This is a genomic window from Bacillus sp. LLTC93 (assembly GCF_002993125.1).
Classification (GTDB): Bacteria; Bacillota; Bacilli; order Bacillales; family Bacillaceae; genus Bacillus; species Bacillus zhangzhouensis.
Map to the genome: position 1 here is coordinate 493,857 of NZ_PVME01000002.1, position 15,464 is coordinate 509,320.

Here is a 15,464-nt window from a genome sequence, read left to right on the forward strand (position 1 = left end):
CCCCTATCATCATAACAAAATACGCTGTAAAATTCTAAAACCAATGCAAATTTTCTCTAGCCTTACAATTTGCTTGTCAGGAGGGTATGTCTTTTGCTGAATCGCTATCTTACAATAAAAAGTCGTGGCGAGCATGAGATCGTCATTGAAAAATCACGTTTTATTTGTCATATACAGCGTGCTGTCTCTGAAGAAGAAGCACAAGCATTTATACAAGCCATTAAAAAACAACATTGGAATGCCACACATAATTGTTCAGCATATCTCATTGGTGAACATGACATGATTCAAAAAGCAAATGATGATGGTGAACCAAGCGGAACGGCAGGAGTGCCAATGCTTGAAGTGCTAAAAAAACGGAAGCTTAAAGATACAGTCGTTGTGGTCACTCGTTATTTCGGCGGTATCAAATTAGGTGCCGGTGGATTGATTCGTGCCTACGGAAAATCTGTATCAGAAGCAATTAATCATGTTGGTATAGTAGAACGCTGTTTAATGCGTACGATGCACACAACAATAGATTATACATGGCTTGGAAAGGTAGAGAATGAGCTTAGAGCCTCATCTTTTCAGCTAAAAGAAATCCATTATGCCGAAGATGTTATTTTTGAGACGTATGTAGAAGAAACACAAACAAAGCAGTTCATTGAATGGATGACGGAGCTTACAAATGGAAAGAGTGTTACAAAAGAAGGCGAACTTATTTATTTAGAAAAGGACATTGGTCCGATAAAGGAGACAGATGAATGGCACAACGAGTAAAAGTGCGTGTACGAAAGAAAAAGAGTAAGAAGAAAAAGATTATCAAACGTATTCTGGTCTTATTTTTGCTTCTCTTCATCTGCATGGGCGGATTTGCAGTGTATAAAATTGTGAATACACTTCAGGCAGCTGACAAAACATATGATGAACTAGATCGCGGAGAGAAATCTAGGCTCCGTGATGCTGTCATTGATATTAAGAAGAAACCTTTCTCCGTTCTATTTGTCGGAATTGAGGATTATGCTACGAATGGTGATCATGGCCGTTCAGATTCACTCATTGTTGCAACCATTAATCCTCAAGATAAAACGATGAAAATGATAAGTATTCCTCGTGACACACGGGTACAGCTTGCAAGTGACACGACCGAAAGTAAAGAGAAGATTAATGCGGCATTTGCTAAAGGCGGAAAAGACGAAACGATTGAAACTGTCGAACAATTCTTGAATATTCCGATCGACAAATATGCAACAGTGGATTTTGACGGCTTCAAAGATGTCATTGATGAAGTGGGTGGAATTGATATAGATGTTCCTTTTGACTTCAATGAAAAAAGTGACGTCAAAAAATCCAAAAAGATTTACTTCAAAAAAGGGAATATGCATTTAAACGGGGAAGAAGCACTTGCTTATGCTCGGATGAGAAAACAAGATCCACGTGGTGATTTCGGGCGTAACGATCGTCAGAAACAAATTTTACGAGCCATGATTGATCAAATGGCGAAGCCAAATAATATTGCAAACGTGGATAATATCGCAAAAGAAGTAAGTGATCACATTACGACCAATTTCCGTATCACAGAAGGACTTGCTCTTCAGCAAATCTACAGCGGCTTTAAGGGCGACGACACAGAAACGCTGTCTATTAAAGGATCAGACCTTTATCTAGGACCAAATCGCACGTATTACTTTGAGCCAGATCAAACCAATTTAGCTAATGTACAGAATGAATTAAGGACGCATTTAAAGCTTCCTTCTGAGCCTTCAACCGAAACAGATTCACAAACCAATCCATCCTCTGGTGAAACAGGTACAGGGACGTCAGATACCCCTCAAACAAATTCATCAAGACAATAAAAAAAACAGCCCGATTCCTAAGAACGGGCTGTTTTTTAATTTCTTTTGACCATGCGTTTATAGAATTTCGTAAATGGTTTGAACTCTTCGTTCACTAAACCAGTGACTTCCGCAATGACTTGCATAAACATGACCAATAAAAAAATAATGATCAGTGATAACCAAATGGTTGCACTTGTCAGCAATATTGCACTTAAGCTAAAGACTAAACCAATCATGTAAATGACGATGACAGCCATTCGATGGGATAAACCATAAGCCATCAGTCTATGATGAATATGCGATTTGTCAGGCGCTGAAATTGGCTGTTTATTTAATATTCGTCTAATGATCGCAAAGGTCGTATCAAAAATAGGGACACCTAAGATGATCACCGGGACAACGACACTAAACAAAGTGACACTTTTGTATAACCCTAAAAGTGACAGCACCGAAATCATATAACCTAAAAACAACGAGCCGGTATCACCCATAAAAATCTTTGCCGGATGGAAGTTGTAAAATAGAAAGCCGATTGTACTGCCAATGACGACAAGTGATAAAGAAAGAATGAGAATCTTATCAGCAGAAAATGCCATCACTGCAATTGTTGATAAACCGATGACCGAAATACCAGCAGCGAGTCCATCAAGGCCGTCAATTAAATTGATGGCATTTGTGATTCCGACAATCCATAACACGGTTAGGGGATATGCCATCCAGCCTAATTCAATACGATCTATTAAAAAAGGAACAGAGAAAAAGTCCATTTTAAGGCCCGTGCTCACAATCAAACAAGCAACGAGAACTTGCACGAGAAATTTAAATTTTGCACTTAAATTATATTTATCATCAAATATACCTAAAATGACAATGAGTACGGCACCAACTGAAATTGCTGTAATTTTATTATGTAGAAACAGCCCACCTGCTAATGCTCCAGCCGCTACCCCAATAAAAATCGCCAAACCACCCATTCGAGGCATTACTTTATCATGAACTTTTCGTTTATTCGGCTGGTCCACTGCACCAATCTTAATTGCAAACTTTTTGACGATTGGTGTCACAATTAAAACTGTAGCCAGAGAGACAAAAAACGCTAATAAGGCGCGTTCGTAATCCATAGGTCAGTCTCCTTCTAAATTGAAATCTGTATTTTGTATATTGGCCGCTCTTTCCATTATACAATTGAATATAGGATGATCACAAGCTCCCCCTGTGAAGAAGAAACAAATAAAAACGCACAATCCCGAATGAATTATGCGTTTTCTTTAATATTCGTTAATTCCACCATGTTTGTGAACAGCGCGTGCCAATCTTTTTTCTTCGCCCGACTTTGTCTTAGATGTCTATAGGTCATGTCATCTTTTTTGCTGATCACTTTCAGGCAGGCTTCTACGAAGAGCGCAGCATCTTCGCCCTCTAAATATTCATACACATCATTCTCTTTTAGTCTTTCCGTTGACGGAAGATTTAAACCAACAACAGGTATTCCTGCAGCTAAAAATTCATATAGTTTGAGCGGGAAAACGGCTTGATTATAAGGAGACTGTTTGTATGGCATCATCCCTACATCAATTAGTTTCATATAAGCAGGCACTTCTTCTGGTGCAACAGCCCCTGTCCAAATGACATTTGGCAGTTTAAGTGCATGCTGAAAAGATGGATCTCCATTTGTTCCATCAGGACCGACAAATAAAAATGTCCAATCTGGCTGCATGTGAGCAGCTTGCGCAATCATGTCAAAATCGAGCTTCGGCTTGATTCCTCCAATAAAGCCAAGAACGGTTCCTTCTCTTCCTTCCAGCACATCCTCCTTACAGGAAAGATTGCTTTTTGCAAACACATCGTACTCAACGCCATTTTCCACTGTGAACACATCTTTCGGTTCGCCCATGAGACGTTTTTTGATTTGATCATGTAAGTATTGAGAAGAGCATGTAATGCTGTGTGCGTATTTAATGATTCGGTTTTCTGCTTTTACAATGACACGCTGCCTCATATATGAGAGTATGTTGTTTTTTCCGCTTATCGGCTCCCCCCACAGGTCACTGCAATCATACACAATATGTTTCCATTCAAATAAAGAAGATAAGAGCGGAAAGCCAGGAAACGTATACCATAAGCAAACGGCTATCCCCTTCTTTTCCTCCTGCCGCAAATGTTCAAGAAGAGGGGACAATTTATGAATATAGAACATATCTTGATATCTTCCAAAGCGAAAAAATTTGCTCTTGAGTACATCAGGAATGGTCAACTGCTTCATTCGATCCGTTATGGGCTGAAAGGGAGCTGTATGGCGTGTTGCAGACGGGCATACCCAGATGACTTCTTTCGTTTCTGGATCAGATGCTAGAAATTCCGCCAAGCGATGCCGTCTGTACCTCAGGCCATCATGTCCCCATTCTCCCGTCGCTACGATAACATGTATGATCGAGTCTGCTTTCACCTTTATCACCTTTTTTCCCTTCTGTTTATAAGCGCTTCTTCACAGCATTTGTCGCATAGTGCATAAAACACCAAGACGCTTTGACAAAATGAAGCTGCTCAATTTCTCTGTAGACAAACCACGTTTTTTTCGCCGCTTTCCACTTGTTACTCGAGATAGAGTTTCCAACGATGCGATATTCACTGAGCGGTTCACTCATGCCATAGGCTGTAAATCCTCTTTTTAAAATAGACAGCCACGTGGCTAAATCCTGTCTTGTACGGATGTTCGGCATTTCTACATGTCCCACCTGCTGAAGATCGATCATGACCGTCAAACAGCCGATAATGGTATTTTTCAAGGCTTCATTGTAGTTCAACCTAGCTGGTGCAGTGACTGTTTTTTGTAACGGTTCTCCATTTTCTGCAATGATGTCATACGCCGTGAATGTAAAGGCGTAATCATTCGCCAGCATAAAGTCTACCTGCTTTTCGAGCTTTGTCTCTTTCCACTTATCATCGCTGTCTAAAAAAGCGATAAAACGCCCCTTTGCCTGTTTGATGGCCGTGTTTCTCGCAATGGCGGCTCCCCCGTTTTTCTCTAAATAAATGACGTTGATTCTGTCGTCCGCCTGACTTAACTCCCCTAATCGCTTCCTTGTTCCATCTGTTGAACAATCATCTGCAATGATCAGCTCCCAATTGGAATAGGTTTGGGCAAGGACGGAATGAACTGTATCCGTTAAATAACGTTCCGCATTATACGCCGGTGTAATGATTGATACTAACGGTTGATTGTTCACCTAAGACTCATCTCCAGTTCATCATTAAGATTCTTTGAACACTTCAGGTAACACCACAAACATGAGCGAGATGCTAAAGCCAATGACAAGTCCGAGCAGTGCCCGTTTTTTCGCCGACATGCCTTTATTGCCTTCATCAAGTACTTGGGCCAGGTCTACAATCTTTGCCTGCTTCATTCCGAGCTTTGTAGACTCCAATTCATATAAGAATCGTTCTTTCTCCACTTTGGAATCATTGCTGACAGATTCGTCTTCAAGAGCGGATAACCTGCTTTCAATGACCTGCTGCCTTTTTGTAAATAGTGCTTTGTCTTGCTTTAGAAATGTATCTGACACCTGCTTCACTACAGCCAAAGCTCGAGCCTTATTGGCATCTGTGAATGACAGCTGTAATTGTGTATCAGATTGGTTGGTAAGGATCAGGCGATTTTTCACATCCTGCCTTTCTTCTTCCTTTACATCAGTGAGTGCTTCATTTAGAAATGCATCGCTTTTTAATAGAGATGTCACTTCTGCCATATTGTTATACACCCCGTCATCATATTTACCAAGCGTGAGGGTAACAGCGGCTGTGTAACTGGACTGTTCTATTGATCCTTTGGCAAAAAAGAAACCAAAAGCGCCTAATACGACAGGCAGCAGCACGAGCCACACGATATACTTTTTGATTCGCTTCCCTATTCTTAACATGAAACCAGACATGTTCATTCTCCCAACATTGACGTATTTGCTTTTTCACTAGTGTAGCCATACAAGCTCAGCACCACACACGATTTACCAAGGCTTGAAACGTTGCTTGTTTTTCAAGATATTAACCGCTGCGATCACCAGCCCCAAAAATACCCAGTGGAAATATAAATTCGAGACGGAACTAGGACTGATACTTGAGACGAGAAAGCTCAGCATTGCAGCAAACAGACCTTCAATGATCATTTTTGCTGATCTTGTGTCAGCCCATTGGTATTGTTTGTACAGTGTGAACATGAGATAGGCGTACACTGAGATGTAACCTAGCATGACCGCAAAGCCAAAATTCGTCATCACCTCTAGCAGCCAATTGTGCACTTCAACGACTTGGTCTGTATCAAAGATTGAAAAGTGGGCTAAGTAGTAAGACACATTACCTGCTCCGACCCCGAAGCCGTATGAATTCGTAAAGAAATGCCATGCATTTTTGATCAAATTCGCCCTAGCGATGTTGGACGGGAGTGGTTCACTAAAAGAATGCGCGACCTGAGAAGCGAGAAACAAGTCATAAAAGACCGAAAAGATCTTGGCTGAAAAGATGACGATACAGATGACACCAAGTCCGCCTGCAGCGATAAGTGACCACTTTTTTAGAAAACGCGGCATCAGCAGCCACACATAAATAGCCACTCCCGCAAATATGCCAAGCAAGCTGGCGCGGGATTCTGTTAACAAAATGAGATACAGAGCTGAGATTGCGCCTAGTAATCCAAACGCTTTGATATAACCATTTTTCATTTGACGCATGCACGCCACATATAAGAAAAAGCTAATAGATAAAAACGTCGCAAAGTCATTTTGATTATAAAAGACAGAGGTAGGATAGTGCTGTTTATACACTGGCCCAAGATACAATGATGTGTTTGGTAAATGGTTCAAAGTAAAGTGATTATAGAACCCGATCCCCATCACAAATCCGGTCATGACAAGCCAAATACTATAAAAGGTCACTATCTGATCCATTCGCTGAATGTACATGACCACAAGAAAGACAAACCCGATTCCCATCGCAAGCAGAGACATATATTTCAGACCGTCTGTAACCGAATGAGCCCAAAGCAGTGAGATGAGCCCATAAAGAAACCATGCAGCAAAAAAGCCGAGAATGCCTTTTACACGAATCTGCTGCCACTGCAATATGTACGTCCCCTTATCTCTCATCCGCCATATCAATAAAGCAAAGACGGCAATGAGCATGATACGGTAGAGGAAAAGACTAAAGAACCCGACACTAATAGAAAAGAAAGCGTTATTGAGAAAGGTCAATGCAATGAAAAGGTAGATGGCTGCCATGAATACTTGCTCACCATTCATGTATAGCTTCATCAACACGAGAGCTGCAGTGAGTACCACAAGCAGAACCGGGATTGCCACCATCTTCTTTAACCCAACGGGCTGCGCGGATGCCATTTGTACAAGCCCTATCCCTGCTGCAAACAAAATACATCCGATCATGATTTGCCATGCTGTTTGTTTCACACTCATACCCATTTTCCTCCTAAGCCATCCATCCGATTTGAGGGATTAAGCCTTTACTTCCTGTTGATAGTAGGAAATGGTACGAGCCAAACCTTCCTGTAAAGTCACGACAGGCTCCCATGCTAAGACTTGTTTCGTTTCCTCATTCGCCAATGTACTATGCACGATATCTCCTGCACGCTGCGGCTTATAAATCGGTTCAAGATGTGATCTCGTCACTCGCTTCATCGTTTGAAACAGCTCATTCACAGTGATGGAATCACCACACGAGATATTTAAACAAACGTTTGATTGGGCTGTTAAAGCCGCGACATTCGCTGCTGCTAGATCCCCTACATAGATAAAATCTCTTGTTTGCTCCCCGTCTCCAAAGATAAAAGGCGCTTCATTCTTTGCAAGCTTATCAGAGAAAATAGAGACAACCCCGCCTTCGCCAAGTGCATCTTGGCGCGGACCATATACATTGCTGTATCGCAGAATACAATAGTCCACATCATAGAGTGATTTTGACAATTCTAAGTATCGCTCTACTGTGAGCTTCGCTAAGCCATAAGGTGAACCAGGCTGTAGCCGGTGAGCGGTGTCCACTGGCAGATAAACCGGGTCTCCATAGACAGCAGCTGAAGAGGCAAACACCACTTTTTCCACCCCAGCTTCAGCCGCTGCTTTCATGACGTGAAGCGATCCTTTAATATTGACCTCTTCGTCATAAACGAAATTTTGAACCGAAACGGCTACACTCACTTGTGCTGCAAGGTGAATGATATAATCCGGTGCCATTTGTTTGATCAAATCAACCGTTTCTATCTTTGTGACATCTGCCTCAATGCATTGAACGGAAAGATGTGCAATATTTTCCCGAGATCCAGTTGAAAAGTTATCAAGAACGATGGGCTCATAGCCTTTTTCTAATAAAGCCTCTACCGTATGTGACCCAATAAATCCGCTTCCCCCAGTAACCAATACTTTCTTCATCCAAGCTCCCCCTATTATTGTGCCTTCGATACCAATTCTGTTTCCCATACGCCTGGGCGGCCGATAGACTGGTAAATAAATCCTCTCTCTTTCATTTCTGCTGGATCAAACAAATTCCTTCCATCAATTAAAATTGGTGAACGAAGCAGCTGCTTGATCTGTTCCTTATCCATCTTCTGCACGTCATCCCATTCTGTTAGGATGAGACAAGCATCTGTATCTTTCACTGTTTCATAGAGATCGTTGCTGAAGACTGCTTGCGGGCCAAGCTCTCTTTCTGCTTCCACAGAAGCAATCGGATCATAGGCTTTCACAAAAGCACCAAGTTCTCTGAGCATCGGGATAATATCTAAAGCCGGTGCAGAACGCATATCATTTGTGTTCGGTTTAAATGCGAGACCTAAGACAGAAATGGTTTTTCCTTTAATATCACCGAATACACTCATGAGCTTACTGACAAGGTGGGCTCTTTGGTTGTTGTTCGTTTCAATCACAGATTCGATCAGCTTAAATCGATAGCCAGCTGTTTCGGCAATTTTGAGTAAAGCCATCGTATCTTTTGGGAAACACGATCCCCCAAATCCAATGCCTGCTTTTAAAAATTTATGCCCAATTCGGCTGTCTAATCCTACTCCTTCACTGACTTTTTCGACGTCAGCGCCAACCCGCTCGCAAATATTCGCAATGTCATTAATGAATGAGATTTTTGTGGCGAGCATGGCATTTGCAGCATACTTAATCATTTCTGCACTTTCTAAGTTGGTCTCTACAACCTCTGTTTGAAACGGATCATGCAATTTTTTGATGATGGTCGATGCATGGGTGCTTGTTGAGCCAATCACCGCTCGCTCCATATTCATCGTGTCTTGAATCGCAGAGCCTTCTCGAAGGAACTCTGGATTGGATACGACGTCAAAAGGATATTTACTGCGTGACGCCTTTTCGACAATGGCGTGAACAAGGCGGCCAGTTCCAACTGGTACGGTGCTTTTATTGACGATGACTTTATAGCCATTCAGGTGTTCACCGATCGTTTGAGCGACGGCTTTCACGAAAGTTAAATCTGCTTCCCCCTGAGGTGTCATCGGTGTCCCTACGGCAATATAGATAATCTCTGATTCCCGGATCGCGGCAGGAATATTGGTTGTAAAACACAGTCTTCCTTCTTCTGTATTTTTTTCAATCAATTCCTTTAAACCCGGTTCATAAATGGGAACGACACCACTTTTTAAGCTGTTGATTTTTGATTCATCGATGTCACAGCAGATGACGCGATTTCCGATATCAGCAAAACAAGTACCCGATACTAAACCGACATATCCTGTTCCAATCACAGCAATTTTCTTCAACATGTTTCATCCTCTCAGTAAAAGCATATTGTCCGTTTCAAGATGTTTATCTATCTATCATTCTTTGCACATTTCATCCTGTTTAAACGATGGATGTTGATTGATTGAGCACCTTTTCATATTGCTGAATGAGATACTTCGCATTATTGGTTGATGAATATTCTGTATGAACAATTTCATGAAGATCGTTCTTCACTTTCTCATTCCATTTGTTTTCATATAGGTAGGCGTGAATGGCCTCTTTTAGCTGACTCGTTGAACGTGGTTCAATGAGCAGGTGTTGATAGGTAGAAAATAATGATGGAAGACCACCAGCTCGTGTCGCAATGACAGGTACTTTTAAAGCGAGCGCCTCAAGAACGACGGTCGGCATTCCTTCACTATAGGAAGGAAGTGCAAACAGATCAGCTGCCATTAAGTAGTCTTTCACCTGATCATTTGGCACCTGCCCTGGGAGTAAAATTGATTCCCCAGCCCGTTCGGTCAGCTCCTTTGCCAGGGGACCCTTTCCGACAAAGATCGCTTTCACCCCATCCATCCCACTGACAGCATCAGCTAATTCAAGTAAACCTTTCTCTTTCACTAAGCGACCTACGAAGACAACAAGCTTTTCGTGAAGCGGTAAACCTAACTGCTTTCTGATGTCTTCTTGCTCTCTATCCGTTTTAGAAAATGACTTGAGCGGAATACCGAGCGGGAGAAATTGCGCTTCCACCTTTGTCATGTCATTTGTCTTTTTAGCCAGCTCCTCACTCACTGTCAGCACAGCAGATGCCTGTTTCACCGCTGTTTCAAAGGCTGTGAAAGCCCCTTTGCTATAGCTCGGATACACGTTCACATCACTACCGTGTAAGGTCAAAAGATAAGGGATATGCGCTTCTTTTTGGATCACAGCCGCCGCTCCGCCAGACGGCATGGCAAAGTGCGCATGGATAAAATCTGGTGACAGCTGATGATGCTTCATTGCGCGCAGAACAGAAGCCGCTATTCGTTTACTCGGCTGTGCCCATTTCAGCTGCCCAGGTAACGCTGTATAGGGCGGCCTGTAAACTGTCACTCCACACCGCACTTCCTGTTCGGGAAGATCTCGTTTCTGCCGATAGGATGTCTTGAGCATCCGCAAGATGGGCGGATTCACTGGATTGGGACAAATGACAGTCACTTCAATTCCTTGTTTGATCAGCTCCTGCACTTGTGTTTCGTGAAAGACACCCTCACTCGGATGTTTTTCACTAGGATATACACTTGTCAGCCATAGCACCTTCATGATGAACGACCTCTTCTCAATAATTTACCTGCAATCTGTGGATACATTTTAACTAGCAGCAGGCCATACAAAGCAGCACTTAAACAAACAGTCAGTAGTAATTGAAGCGAAATATCCGCTGACGTCAGCTTCATCCCTTGATGGAAAGCGACCGCACAGGCGGCCATCAATAGCGTCATAACAGCAGGCTTTCCGAGTGATCTTAAATACACCTTCATATCAAGCTGAATGACATAGGCCATGAGCCATCTGCCAACAATGAAATTCAGCAGGCTGACACCTGAGTAAATCCAAGCCACCGTCAACAGACTACCTGTGCTGACTCCTGCATATAACGCACATCCATATACGATGAGCATCCCCGTATCCCAATAAAAGGCTAAGTCCGCTCTCCCCTTTGCAAGGAGTATTGAACCGTTTGGGTTCATGAGCACACGCAGTAGTCCAACTATGCACAAAATATTGAGAACTGGAACTGCCACTAGCCATTTCTCTCCAAACACAACTTCTATAAAGCTATCTGATACGGCAGCAAGGCCGATTAATAACGGAAAACTAATCAAGGCGAGCATATTCGTCATACTTAGGAAGCCCTCGCGCAGCATGGAGTGATCACGCTGACTTTTTGCGAAAACAGGGAAAGCCACTCTCGTCACAATCGGATTAATTTTCAGCACGGGGATCGTCACAATTTGATAAGCCAAGCTGTAAATACCTAACGCCTCTGCTCCAAGAAACCGGCCGATTAAGATCATGTCAATGTTCGATCCTGCTCGATTGACCAGCCTGGATGCCAGCTGGAAGGCGCCGAATGAGAAAAATTCTTTCACTTCCCCTAATGCAAAGACTGGTGCTGGACGCCACTTCTTCCAATAAGCTGCTGCATACAATAGACCTTTTCCAGATTGCAGCAGCACTTGAGAGATGACATAGGCAACAATCGGATTGATGAAAAAAGCGAAAGCGAGTAAAACGAGCAGCGATATGATGGTCGCAATGGCTTCAATGGTACTTAATGTTTTAAAAGCTAAGTCTTTTTGCATCATATATTGGTATTGCTGGCCAATTGGCGCAATGAGAAACATGATCGATAATAGTTTGAGCAGACCCTCTAGCTCTGGCCGGGCATAAAAGGCGGCAATCATTGGGCTTGCAAGGATAAGTAAACAAAACAAGATAAGACCGGTGAGCAAGTTGATCCAATATAATGTAGATAATTGACGTTCCGTCGTTTGTTCCTTTTGAATGATCGCTGCACCGATGCCTAGATCAAGTAAAATCTGCGTAAATATTGTGACAGTTGTGATCATGCCAACGAGCCCAAACTCTTTAAGTGACATCACGTTCCCTAAAAAGGCGAACTGTGCAATTTGGATGATGGTAATGATTAATGCGGACAAGCTTGTCCATTTTGCCCCGCCTAGCATGCGATTTTTCATACTTGCCATTTCTCTTCCCTACTTTACTTATCTGGCTCCGTCACCAGTCATAATGACTTTTAACGTTTTTACCATAATCTGCGTGTCGAGAGAAAATGTCAAGTTTTGAATATACTGTAAGTCGTGTGATAACTTTTCACTTGGACTCATTTCATATCCTCCATTTACTTGAGCAAGACCTGTCAGCCCCGGCTTCACCGTCAGCCTTTTTGTAAAGCCTGGAATCGTGCGATTAAATTCTGCGGTAAACATCGGTCTTTCCGGCCGCGGACCTACGATACTCATTTCTCCTTTTAACACGTTGATAAATTGTGGTAGTTCATCAATTCTTGTTTTACGGATGAATGCCCCCACTTTGGTGATACGCGGGTCGTTTTTTTGTGCCCATTTCGCTCCTCCGCTCTCTGCATCGGTTCTCATCGATCTGAGCTTCCATAATTGAAAGTAAACACCGTCTTTCCCAACCCTTTCCTGCATATAAAAGGCTGGCCCCGGTGTTTCTAACTTAATCAAAAGGGCAAACAGCAAAATGATTGGCGTACTCAAAATCAATCCGATGAACGAGAACACTAAATCTATGAAACGTTTTGCAAATAAATAACGAACCATATGTTCTGTTAAGGCAAAAGAGTGATTTCGTCTCACTTCATATTCTCTATAAAGATTCATCGCTTTCTCTGCGCTCACTGACCTGCACCTCACCATTCAAAGTAGTTGTTGTGTAAAGAGATGTTCTATGAAAGTCAGTTTAGCAGAGCAACATTAAGCAAATGTAAATGGGCTGTTAAGTCTTGTAAAAGTGTGTTAAGAATGTGCACTTATATCAAGTTATGCCCTTTTAAACGTAAAAAAGACCCGCAAATCTGCGGGTCTACGGGTCTTTTCTTTATTTTGCCTTTACGGATTCGATTGTTTTAAGTCTGAGTGTTCCGTTCGCATCTTTTGTATAGGTTACTTTCACTTTTGATTCTTCTTTTAAGCTGTTTACTTGTTTAGAAAATGTATTTCCGAATTGAATAGCTACTTCTTTTCCATCAATGTTGACAGCAATTGTATGTCCATCAGCCAAACCGACATATGTGCCTTCTTTGGTGACTTCATTTTTCTTATTCGTTGTTGATTCTTTCTTTGTTTTAGACTCAGCTTTTGATTGATCCTTTGCAGGTTCTTCTTTTGTGATTTCTTTACTTGAGCTTTCTTTTGCATCTTCATCTGATTGACCTGCTTGGTCTTCTGTTTTAGCAGCTGTTTCTTTGCTTTGATCATCTGCTTTTTCACTTGCAGACTTATCTTCCGTTTTTTCGTCTGATGCATTTTCTTTGTTTTGATCAGTCGCTTCAGTTGTTTCTTTTTTGTTGCTGTTATCGGTATTGTTGTCGTTTGATTGATTTGTTGTGCCGCATGCTGTGAGCACTACACCTAGAAGCAATACTAAAAACGGCATTGTGATTAATTTTTTCAATATTGTCACCTCTTCATGATTTGTCGATTTGCTGTCGTCTGAAGGTAAATACGTAAAAAATCCACCCTCTATGTTTCAATTATAACAAAGATCACCCGAAATGAAATGTATTTTTAACTTGACATGTCATTCATTCGGTTTATTTTGATTCAAAGTAATTAGATACACCAGTAGTGATACCAGAAGCTAGCCGATCCTTTACAGTGGTTGATTTTAAGATATTTGCATCAATTGGACTTGTCACAAAGCCTGTTTCTAGCAATATGCTTGGCATTTTGGAATACTTGATAACGTAGAACCCCGCTGTTTTCACACCACGATCTCTTGTACCAAGGGCACTAACCATCCGAGGCTGAACCTTTTGTGCCAGCTTTAAACTATTGACTGCAGCATACGTCGCATCATAATACGTCTCTGTTCCATTCGCACCGCTGTGATCATTTGCATTGGCGTGGATACTGATGAACACATCAGCACTGGCCTTTGCCCCTTTGCTTACACGTGTTTGCAAGGAATCGAATGTATCAGATGTTCTAGACATGACAGTGAGAGCACCCGCTTGATTGAGCCTCGTTTGCAGCTTTAACGCCACTTCTAAATTGACGTTTTTTTCAAGCAGACCATTCCCTACCGCTCCTGCATCCTGCGCACCATGACCTGGATCAATAAAAATCGTTTCGCCTAACACCGCATTTTTCAGCTGCGTGATGACATTGGTACGAATGGTTGATGTTCCGCCTACGACAGAAAATGTTGCCAACTTTTTTGTCCCAATGATGCTTTTGATGGCACCTGGTACCGTTTGAGCGTCTGTGAGTAGAAGCATTTGTCCCTGTTTGGCTGCTATACTTGCCGCAGCTGCGGCATCTGCATAGGCATAGCCATTACTCATATACGTTTGGCTTGTCTTCATTGGATATGTTTTCGCAATACGGGCAGCCACCTCATACCGATTGGCTCCGCTGATTCTTACTGGTGACGGAAGCTGTTGATAGGCTGTTTTACTGACGCTTGCTTCTCCGCCGATCACAATGGTTCGCTTGATCGCTTTGCTTTTTAATAGATGGGCTGTTTCCTGCCGCAGTCCTTTAGCATCTGTTAATAAAATGGGATAGCCTTGTTTTGCAGCGTACGGAGCAATCGCCACAGCATCTGCATAAGCAGAACCATTCACAACCACGGCTGCACCAGCACTCTTCATTTGCTTTGCAACATTTGCAGCCAATTCATAGCGATTCTTTCCTTGAATACGTGATACTGCTAGATTCATCGCTTTTAGCTGCGTCACGACTTTTTCAGATATACTCGCGGTCCCGCCAAGAATGATGACCCGTTTCGTTTTCAACTGCTGTAGACCTGACTTTGTTGCACCTGAAAGACTGCCAGTATTCGTTAATAGGACAGGTGCACCTTGCTCAAAGGCATAAGGCACAGCACTCAGGGCATCTGCATAAGCATCACCGCCCACTAGAACAACAATAGATGCTTCAGGCCAGCCCCTTTTCGCGGCATTCACTGCCACCTCATACCGATTATTTCCTTCAATCCTCGATACTGTGTGCTGCGCAAATACAGATGGTGCATACAAACATAGTGAAATACCAATAAGTACAAGACATTTGATAGAAAAACGCATGAAGTCAACCTCCTTGGTTTGAACCCTTCACCCTGGAAGCACTTCATGGACTTTTGAAAAAAG

The 15,464-nt window shown here is 42.4% G+C and carries 14 protein-coding genes; 2 read left to right on the top strand and 12 right to left on the bottom strand.

The window, feature by feature from the left end; translation table 11 throughout:
• Positions 1 to 93: 93 nt before the first annotated feature.
• Together C6W18_RS07775 and C6W18_RS07780 are read left to right on the top strand one after the other, a co-directional pair.
• Positions 94 to 762 (top strand): YigZ family protein, encoded by a 669-nt coding sequence (locus tag C6W18_RS07775; RefSeq protein WP_105927063.1) that lies wholly within the window; start codon positions 94 to 96, stop codon positions 760 to 762.
• The gene (locus C6W18_RS07780) at positions 747 to 1,838 is read left to right on the top strand and encodes an LCP family protein (RefSeq protein ID WP_105927066.1); all 1,092 of its coding nucleotides are present in this window, start codon (positions 747 to 749) and stop codon (positions 1,836 to 1,838) included. The genes C6W18_RS07775 and C6W18_RS07780 overlap by 16 nt, the downstream gene beginning before the upstream one ends.
• 35 nt (positions 1,839 to 1,873) lie before the next feature.
• Here C6W18_RS07780 and C6W18_RS07785 read toward each other — a convergent pair whose 3' ends face one another.
• The 12 genes from C6W18_RS07785 to C6W18_RS07840 all read right to left on the bottom strand — a co-directional run bounded on the left by C6W18_RS07785 (position 1,874) and on the right by C6W18_RS07840 (position 15,401).
• The gene (locus C6W18_RS07785; protein ID WP_105927068.1) at positions 1,874 to 2,941 is read right to left on the bottom strand and encodes a glycosyltransferase family 4 protein; all 1,068 of its coding nucleotides are present in this window, start codon (positions 2,939 to 2,941) and stop codon (positions 1,874 to 1,876) included.
• A 134-nt stretch (positions 2,942 to 3,075) separates the two neighbouring features.
• The gene (tuaH, locus tag C6W18_RS07790; RefSeq protein WP_223251674.1) at positions 3,076 to 4,272 is read right to left on the bottom strand and encodes a teichuronic acid biosynthesis protein TuaH; all 1,197 of its coding nucleotides are present in this window, start codon (positions 4,270 to 4,272) and stop codon (positions 3,076 to 3,078) included.
• 19 nt (positions 4,273 to 4,291) lie between these two features.
• Positions 4,292 to 5,047: a teichuronic acid biosynthesis protein TuaG gene (gene tuaG / locus C6W18_RS07795; RefSeq protein ID WP_034318576.1), complete on the bottom strand. Its 756-nt coding sequence runs from the start codon at positions 5,045 to 5,047 to the stop codon at positions 4,292 to 4,294.
• A 24-nt stretch (positions 5,048 to 5,071) separates the two neighbouring features.
• Positions 5,072 to 5,749: a teichuronic acid biosynthesis protein TuaF gene (gene tuaF / locus C6W18_RS07800; protein ID WP_105927072.1), complete on the bottom strand. Its 678-nt coding sequence runs from the start codon at positions 5,747 to 5,749 to the stop codon at positions 5,072 to 5,074.
• Positions 5,750 to 5,821: 72 nt separating this feature from the next.
• On the bottom strand, positions 5,822 to 7,279 hold the full coding sequence (gene tuaE / locus C6W18_RS07805; RefSeq protein WP_105927074.1) for a teichuronic acid biosynthesis protein TuaE: 1,458 nt from the start codon (positions 7,277 to 7,279) through the stop codon (positions 5,822 to 5,824).
• Positions 7,280 to 7,318: 39 nt separating this feature from the next.
• A complete protein-coding gene (locus C6W18_RS07810; RefSeq protein ID WP_105927076.1) occupies positions 7,319 to 8,248 on the bottom strand; it encodes an NAD-dependent epimerase/dehydratase family protein in 930 nt (309 codons plus the stop codon).
• A gap of 14 nt (positions 8,249 to 8,262) precedes the next feature.
• Positions 8,263 to 9,600 carry a UDP-glucose 6-dehydrogenase TuaD gene (gene tuaD / locus C6W18_RS07815; protein WP_034318565.1) on the bottom strand — a complete coding sequence of 446 codons (1,338 nt, stop codon included), beginning with the start codon at positions 9,598 to 9,600 and terminating at the stop codon, positions 8,263 to 8,265.
• Positions 9,601 to 9,679: 79 nt separating this feature from the next.
• The gene (gene tuaC / locus C6W18_RS07820; protein ID WP_105927078.1) at positions 9,680 to 10,864 is read right to left on the bottom strand and encodes a teichuronic acid biosynthesis protein TuaC; all 1,185 of its coding nucleotides are present in this window, start codon (positions 10,862 to 10,864) and stop codon (positions 9,680 to 9,682) included.
• Positions 10,861 to 12,312 carry a teichuronic acid biosynthesis protein TuaB gene (gene tuaB / locus C6W18_RS07825; RefSeq protein WP_105927080.1) on the bottom strand — a complete coding sequence of 484 codons (1,452 nt, stop codon included), beginning with the start codon at positions 12,310 to 12,312 and terminating at the stop codon, positions 10,861 to 10,863. Before tuaB ends, tuaC begins: the two co-directional genes overlap by 4 nt.
• Positions 12,313 to 12,330: 18 nt before the next feature.
• Positions 12,331 to 12,990 carry a sugar transferase gene (locus C6W18_RS07830; protein ID WP_034318560.1) on the bottom strand — a complete coding sequence of 220 codons (660 nt, stop codon included), beginning with the start codon at positions 12,988 to 12,990 and terminating at the stop codon, positions 12,331 to 12,333.
• A 199-nt stretch (positions 12,991 to 13,189) separates the two neighbouring features.
• Positions 13,190 to 13,765, bottom strand: a complete 576-nt coding sequence (locus C6W18_RS07835; protein WP_034318558.1) for a hypothetical protein — start codon at positions 13,763 to 13,765, stop codon at positions 13,190 to 13,192.
• 139 nt (positions 13,766 to 13,904) lie between these two features.
• Entirely contained in the window at positions 13,905 to 15,401 is a 1,497-nt protein-coding gene (locus tag C6W18_RS07840; RefSeq protein ID WP_105927082.1) for an N-acetylmuramoyl-L-alanine amidase, read from the bottom strand.
• Positions 15,402 to 15,464 lie beyond the last annotated feature (63 nt).

What these genes read in the sequence shown, in the direction of transcription:
- tuaE (WP_105927074.1), bottom strand. Translation starts at nt 7,279, where the DNA reads ATGAGTGTGAAACAAACAGCATGGCAAATCATGATCGGATGTATTTTG.
- C6W18_RS07840 (WP_105927082.1), bottom strand. Translation starts at nt 15,401, where the DNA reads ATGCGTTTTTCTATCAAATGTCTTGTACTTATTGGTATTTCACTATGT.
- tuaC (WP_105927078.1), bottom strand. Translation starts at nt 10,864, where the DNA reads ATGAAGGTGCTATGGCTGACAAGTGTATATCCTAGTGAAAAACATCCG.
- tuaD (WP_034318565.1), bottom strand. Translation starts at nt 9,600, where the DNA reads ATGTTGAAGAAAATTGCTGTGATTGGAACAGGATATGTCGGTTTAGTA.
- tuaB (WP_105927080.1), bottom strand. Translation starts at nt 12,312, where the DNA reads ATGGCAAGTATGAAAAATCGCATGCTAGGCGGGGCAAAATGGACAAGC.
- tuaF (WP_105927072.1), bottom strand. Translation starts at nt 5,749, where the DNA reads ATGTCTGGTTTCATGTTAAGAATAGGGAAGCGAATCAAAAAGTATATC.
- C6W18_RS07785 (WP_105927068.1), bottom strand. Translation starts at nt 2,941, where the DNA reads ATGGATTACGAACGCGCCTTATTAGCGTTTTTTGTCTCTCTGGCTACA.
- C6W18_RS07780 (WP_105927066.1), top strand. Translation starts at nt 747, where the DNA reads ATGGCACAACGAGTAAAAGTGCGTGTACGAAAGAAAAAGAGTAAGAAG.
- C6W18_RS07810 (WP_105927076.1), bottom strand. Translation starts at nt 8,248, where the DNA reads ATGAAGAAAGTATTGGTTACTGGGGGAAGCGGATTTATTGGGTCACAT.